Source organism: Streptomyces bobili (genome assembly GCF_002154575.1).
Lineage (GTDB): Bacteria > Actinomycetota > Actinomycetes > Streptomycetales > Streptomycetaceae > Streptomyces > Streptomyces bobili.
Map to the genome: position 1 here is coordinate 1 of NZ_MUBA01000052.1, position 4,620 is coordinate 4,620.

Here is a 4,620-nt window from a genome sequence, read left to right on the forward strand (position 1 = left end):
ATGAACGACTCCTCCCCCGCGGCCGTCCCGGCGCCCGACCCCGCCCGTCCCGCCGTCGTCCTCGATGTCTGGTGCGAGCTCCAGTGCCCGGACTGCCGTACCGCGCTGGCCGATCTGCGTGCCCTGCGCGAGCGGTACGGCGACCGGCTGGAGCCGCGGCTGCGGCACTTCCCGCTGGAGAAGCACCGGCACTCCTTCGCCGCCGCCCAGGCCGTCGAGGAGGCCGTGGAACAGGGACAGGGCTGGCCGTACGTCGAGGCGGTACTGGGGCGGGTCGAGGAGCTGGACCGTAAGGGCGAACCCTTCCTGGTCGAGGTGGCGCGGGAACTGGGGCTGGACGCCGAGGAGTTCGACACGGCGCTCATCGACGGGCGGCACATCCTGATCGTCGACGCCGACCAGGCCGAGGGCAAGGCGATCGGCGTCACCGGCACCCCGACGTACGTCATCGGCGGCGAGCGCCTCGATGGCGGCAAGAGCCAGGAGGGGCTCCGCGCACGCGTCGAGGAGATCGCGGACCGGCTGCTGGCCGAGCGGGGCTGAGGCGGCTCAGAGCAGCTGCTTGTAGAGGGAGTACCCCTCCGGCACATAGCCGAGCGAGTCGTAGAGGCGCTCGGCGGGCGTGTTGCCGACGAAGACGTTGAGGCCGATGACGGGCTTGCCGGCGGCGATCGACTGGGCCTCGGCCAGCAGCATCAGAGTGCGGCCGTGGCCCCGGCCGCGGAAGGGCTCGTCGGTCTCGACGTCGAAGACGAACGCGATGTCGCCCGCGAAGGACATCCACAGCGTGCCGACCCGGCGGCCCTCGTGTTCCAGGACGCTGAACAGCATGTCCTGGGTGTGCACGCCCTGCGGGGGCCGGCTGTCCCGCCGAGCCTTGGCCCAGGCCTCGTCCTCGGGAACCCCGCGGTCGATCCAGTCCTGCGCATACTCCGCGACGCCCCGCTCAAGCCACGGCTCGAACTCGGCCTCGGTCATGGGCCTGGCCCGGCTGCCGGCGGGCAGTTCGGGCGGGACGGCGCCGAGGGGCTTTCGCATCCCGCGGTTGCGGTGGACGTACCCGAGCGCGCGGACCAGACGCAGGGCGGCCTCGGCGTCGGCGGGGACCCGGATCTCGATCCTGTGGCAGCCCCAGCCGCGCGCCACCTCCTCGGCGGCGAGCGCGGCCACCGCGCCCCGGCCGCGCCCGCGGTCCGCCTCCTCGATGTACAGATGGTCGACGCGGGCGACCGCCGGACCGAATTCGGGGTGGGTGCAGAGGTGGACCGCGCCCACGGGGCGACTGTTCACGCACACCTGGAAGCGGCGGGACAACGCCCCGTCGGGGGTGCGCTGGAGCGGCTCGGTCGGCCGCAGGGTCGTGGTCATCACCGGTGTTCTACCCGCTGCCGGACCTCAAGTCAGCCGAATTAGAAGGAGCGGTGCGCGCCGGGCGGCGGTCCGGCCGCCCCTACGGATCGAGGTCGTCGCCGGCCCGTTCGGCGAAGATCCGCATCGCCTTGGTGGTCACCGGCCCGTCCATGCCCGGCAGTTCGCGGTCGTCGACGCGGTGCACGGCCTGGACGTCCCGCAGGGTGGAGGTGAGGAAGACCTCGTCGGCGCGCTCCAGCACGTCCAGCGGAAGGTCGGTCTCCTTGGCGCCGGTCCAGTCGACGGTCAACTCGCGGGTGATGCCCGCGAGGCAGCCGGAGGCGAGCGGCGGGGTGTGGATCTCACCGTCCAGGACGACGAAGACGTTCGACCCGGTGCCCTCGCAGAGCAGCCCGACGGTGTTGCCGAACAGCGCCTCGGAGGCGCCGCTTCGGTGGGCTCGGGCCAGCGCGACGACGTTCTCCGCGTACGACGTCGTCTTCAGGCCGGTGAGCGCGCCGCGCTCGTTGCGGGTCCAGGGGACCGTGATCGCGGCCGTGGAGTCGGGGCGGCGGCCGGTCTCGCCGAGGGCGACGACGAGGGTCGGCCCGTGCTCGCCGCGGTCGGAGCCGAGGGGGCCGTGGCCGCCGGTGTAGGTGATCCGCAGCCGGCCGAGCGGCATCGGGTTCGCGTCCAGGACGGCGGCGCAGGCGCGGCGGATCTCGGCGTGGTCGGGTTCGGGCAGGCCGAGGCCGCGCGCGGAGCGGGTCAGCCGGTCGAGGTGGCGGGTGAGCGCGAACGTCCTGCCTTCCACCGCCTTGACGGTCTCGAAGATGCCGTCGCCCACGGTCAGGCCGTGGTCGAAGACGGAGACACGGGCGGATTCGATGTCCTGCAGAGCGCCGTCGAGCCAGATCTTCACGTCAGTCCCTCTCCACTCACCTCGTACGCTCCCGACGCTACCGCGAGCAGTCGGGACGCCTTCAGCTCGGTCTCCCGCCACTCCGCCTCGGGGTCGGAGCCCCAGGTGATGCCGGCGCCGGTGCCGAAGCGCAGGACGCCTGCCGCGCGGTCGATCCAGAAGGTGCGTATGCCGACGGCCAGCTCCCCGGTGCGCCGGTCGGCGTCGACCCAGCCGATGCCGCCGCAGTACGGGCCGCGCGGCGCCGTCTCCAGTTCGTCGATGATCGCCAGGGCGCTGGACTTGGGGGCGCCGGTGACCGAGCCCGGCGGGAAGGCCGCGTCGAGCAGTTCGGACCAGCCGGCGTCCTCGCGCAGTTCACCGCGGACGGTCGACACCAGGTGGACTAGGCCCGGGTGCTTCTCCACGGCACACAGATCGGGCACGGTCACGCTGCCGGTGGCGCAGACCCGCCCGAGGTCGTTGCGCACCAGGTCCACGATCATCACGTTCTCGGCGTAGTCCTTCTCCAGAAGGTCCGCCTCGGTGCGCCCGGTGCCCTTGATCGGCCCGGACTCCAGGATCCGCCCGTCCCGGCGCAGGAACAGCTCCGGCGAGGCGGTGGCGATCTCGACGCCGCACCCGGGCAGCCGAATCGTTCCGGCGTACGGCGCCGGGTTGCCGCGGGCGAGCAGGGCGGTCAGCGCGTCCGCGTCGGCGCCGGGGGGCAGCGGCGCGGACAGGACGCGGCACAGGTTCGCCTGATAGACCTCGCCGGCCGCGATGTACTCCCGGATCCGGCGCACCCCGGCCGTGTACGCGCCGCGATCGAGGGACGACGTCCAGTCACCGGCCGCGGGCCCCCGCCACTCCCCCGGCACCGGCGCGGGCACCGGCTCCACCCGTACGTCGGCGAAGCGGGCGCAGACCGTACGGCCCTCGAAATCGGCGGAAACGGCCCAGAAACCCGTGGAATCGAGGGCTGAGAGGTCTTCCGTGACATCGAGGAGACCGGTGGCGACGCGGTCGCCGAAGCGGGCGAGGGGAGGGAGGTCGAGCACGATGTCGAGTCTAGGGCGGGTGTCCCGGCGGCGGCTCCGGGACGTCCTGGCAGGGGCCTGAGCAGGTACTCGGTGGAACACAGCGCAGCACGCTGCACAAACGCGTTTTTGTGCTGGCCCCGGAATCCGCTAGAGTTCAACTCGTCGCCGGGCCGCGAGAGCGGGCCGAAACGACAGGCGGACGTAGCTCAGTTGGTAGAGCGCAACCTTGCCAAGGTTGAGGTCGCGAGTTCGAGCCTCGTCGTCCGCTCGAAGGAAGAAGGGGACTTCACGGTTTCCTACACTCCTGGTGGAGTGGCCGAGAGGCGAGGCAACGGCCTGCAAAGCCGTCTACACGGGTTCAAATCCCGTCTCCACCTCCAAGGACGATTAGCTCAGCGGGAGAGCGCTTCCCTGACACGGAAGAGGTCACTGGTTCAATCCCAGTATCGTCCACTGGATCTTCGGCAGATCATCGAAGGTCCGTCCCGCGCGATTAGCTCAGCGGGAGAGCGCTTCCCTGACACGGAAGAGGTCACTGGTTCAATCCCAGTATCGCGCACGCAGCAGTCACGGCCTCCGGGTCGTGATCATCCCGAGGACGATTAGCTCAGCGGGAGAGCGCTTCCCTGACACGGAAGAGGTCACTGGTTCAATCCCAGTATCGTCCACACACCGAAAGCCCCCGGCCGCCAGCGCGGTCGGGGGCTTCTTCGTGCGCGCCAGGTCAGCTGGAGAAGAGCATGTGTCCGAAGCTCTTGTGGCGCTTGTTGCCGTAGTGACCGCCGTGGCCACCGTGACCGCCCTGCGGGGCGCCCCAGGCGGGAGCGGGCGCGACAGGAGCGGCCGGGTACGCCTGCGGGGCGGCCGGGGGCGGCGGGGCCGGCTGGGTCCACTGGGACTCGACCCGGGTCAGTGCCTCCAGCTCGCCGTAGTCGAGGAAGATCCCCCTGCAGTTGCTGCACTGCTCGATCTGGACGCCGTTGCGGTTGTACGTGTGCATCGGGGCATGGCACTTGGGACACTGCATGGTTCGGCTCAACTCCTCGCCGGTCGGTCCTGCTTCGCGTATCACCAGGACAGACTCTGTCCCGCTGCGGTCGGTTGCACCCTACTTCGCCGGGCTCGGCGCCAACTGGGCAGGTGCGCAGCCCATTCGGGCACAGGCGTCGACGAGGGCCTGCTCGACCTCGTCCAGATCCCTGCCCCGGTCGAGCGCCTTCGTCAGGGCTCGGGCCGCGGTCTGCACGGTGAGGGCGCGGGCCGGGACGTCGAGGGCGGGCCAGGGGTCGCCGTCGGCGGGGACGGCGGGGCCGCCGGCATCCCGGT

The 4,620-nt window shown here is 71.4% G+C and carries 5 protein-coding genes, 5 tRNA genes and 1 pseudogene; 6 read left to right on the forward strand and 5 right to left on the reverse strand.

What is annotated here, in order from left to right:
* Positions 1–543, forward strand: a 543-nt coding sequence (locus BZL64_RS04680) for a DsbA family protein (protein WP_086766458.1), incomplete at its 5' end; no start/stop codon positions are given.
* 6 nt (positions 544–549) lie between these two features.
* On the opposite strand, the gene BZL64_RS04685 is transcribed toward BZL64_RS04680, so the two are convergent.
* The 3 genes from BZL64_RS04685 to BZL64_RS04695 all read right to left on the reverse strand — a co-directional run bounded on the left by BZL64_RS04685 (position 550) and on the right by BZL64_RS04695 (position 3,312).
* Positions 550–1,368 (reverse strand): GNAT family N-acetyltransferase, encoded by an 819-nt coding sequence (locus tag BZL64_RS04685; protein WP_208639360.1) that lies wholly within the window; start codon positions 1,366–1,368, stop codon positions 550–552.
* An 82-nt stretch (positions 1,369–1,450) separates the two neighbouring features.
* Positions 1,451–2,272 carry an aminotransferase class IV gene (locus tag BZL64_RS04690; RefSeq protein WP_086766462.1) on the reverse strand — a complete coding sequence of 274 codons (822 nt, stop codon included), beginning with the start codon at positions 2,270–2,272 and terminating at the stop codon, positions 1,451–1,453.
* The gene (locus BZL64_RS04695) at positions 2,269–3,312 is read right to left on the reverse strand and encodes a chorismate-binding protein (RefSeq protein ID WP_086766464.1); all 1,044 of its coding nucleotides are present in this window, start codon (positions 3,310–3,312) and stop codon (positions 2,269–2,271) included. Before BZL64_RS04695 ends, BZL64_RS04690 begins: the two co-directional genes overlap by 4 nt.
* A gap of 177 nt (positions 3,313–3,489) precedes the next feature.
* Between BZL64_RS04695 and BZL64_RS04700 the strand changes: the two genes are divergently transcribed.
* From BZL64_RS04700 to BZL64_RS04720, 5 genes are all read left to right on the forward strand, one after another.
* Positions 3,490–3,562: transfer RNA gene (locus BZL64_RS04700), tRNA-Gly, on the forward strand.
* A gap of 38 nt (positions 3,563–3,600) precedes the next feature.
* Positions 3,601–3,674: transfer RNA gene (locus BZL64_RS04705), tRNA-Cys, on the forward strand.
* A gap of 1 nt (position 3,675) precedes the next feature.
* A tRNA-Val gene (locus BZL64_RS04710) sits at positions 3,676–3,747 on the forward strand.
* Between the two features lie 34 nt (positions 3,748–3,781).
* Positions 3,782–3,853, forward strand: a tRNA-Val gene (locus BZL64_RS04715).
* 37 nt (positions 3,854–3,890) lie between these two features.
* A tRNA-Val gene (locus BZL64_RS04720) sits at positions 3,891–3,962 on the forward strand.
* Positions 3,963–4,018: 56 nt separating this feature from the next.
* Here the strand turns inward: BZL64_RS04720 and BZL64_RS04725 are convergent.
* Positions 4,019–4,321 carry a TFIIB-type zinc ribbon-containing protein gene (locus BZL64_RS04725; protein ID WP_086766465.1) on the reverse strand — a complete coding sequence of 101 codons (303 nt, stop codon included), beginning with the start codon at positions 4,319–4,321 and terminating at the stop codon, positions 4,019–4,021.
* Positions 4,322–4,402: 81 nt separating this feature from the next.
* Positions 4,403–4,620 (reverse strand): annotated as a pseudogene (locus BZL64_RS04730) (aminoglycoside phosphotransferase family protein); the annotation flags it as partial.

Coding starts and splice junctions, on each gene's coding strand:
- BZL64_RS04685 (WP_208639360.1), bottom strand. CDS start 1,368: ATGACCACGACCCTGCGGCCGACCGAGCCGCTCCAGCGCACCCCCGAC.
- BZL64_RS04725 (WP_086766465.1), bottom strand. CDS start 4,321: ATGCAGTGTCCCAAGTGCCATGCCCCGATGCACACGTACAACCGCAAC.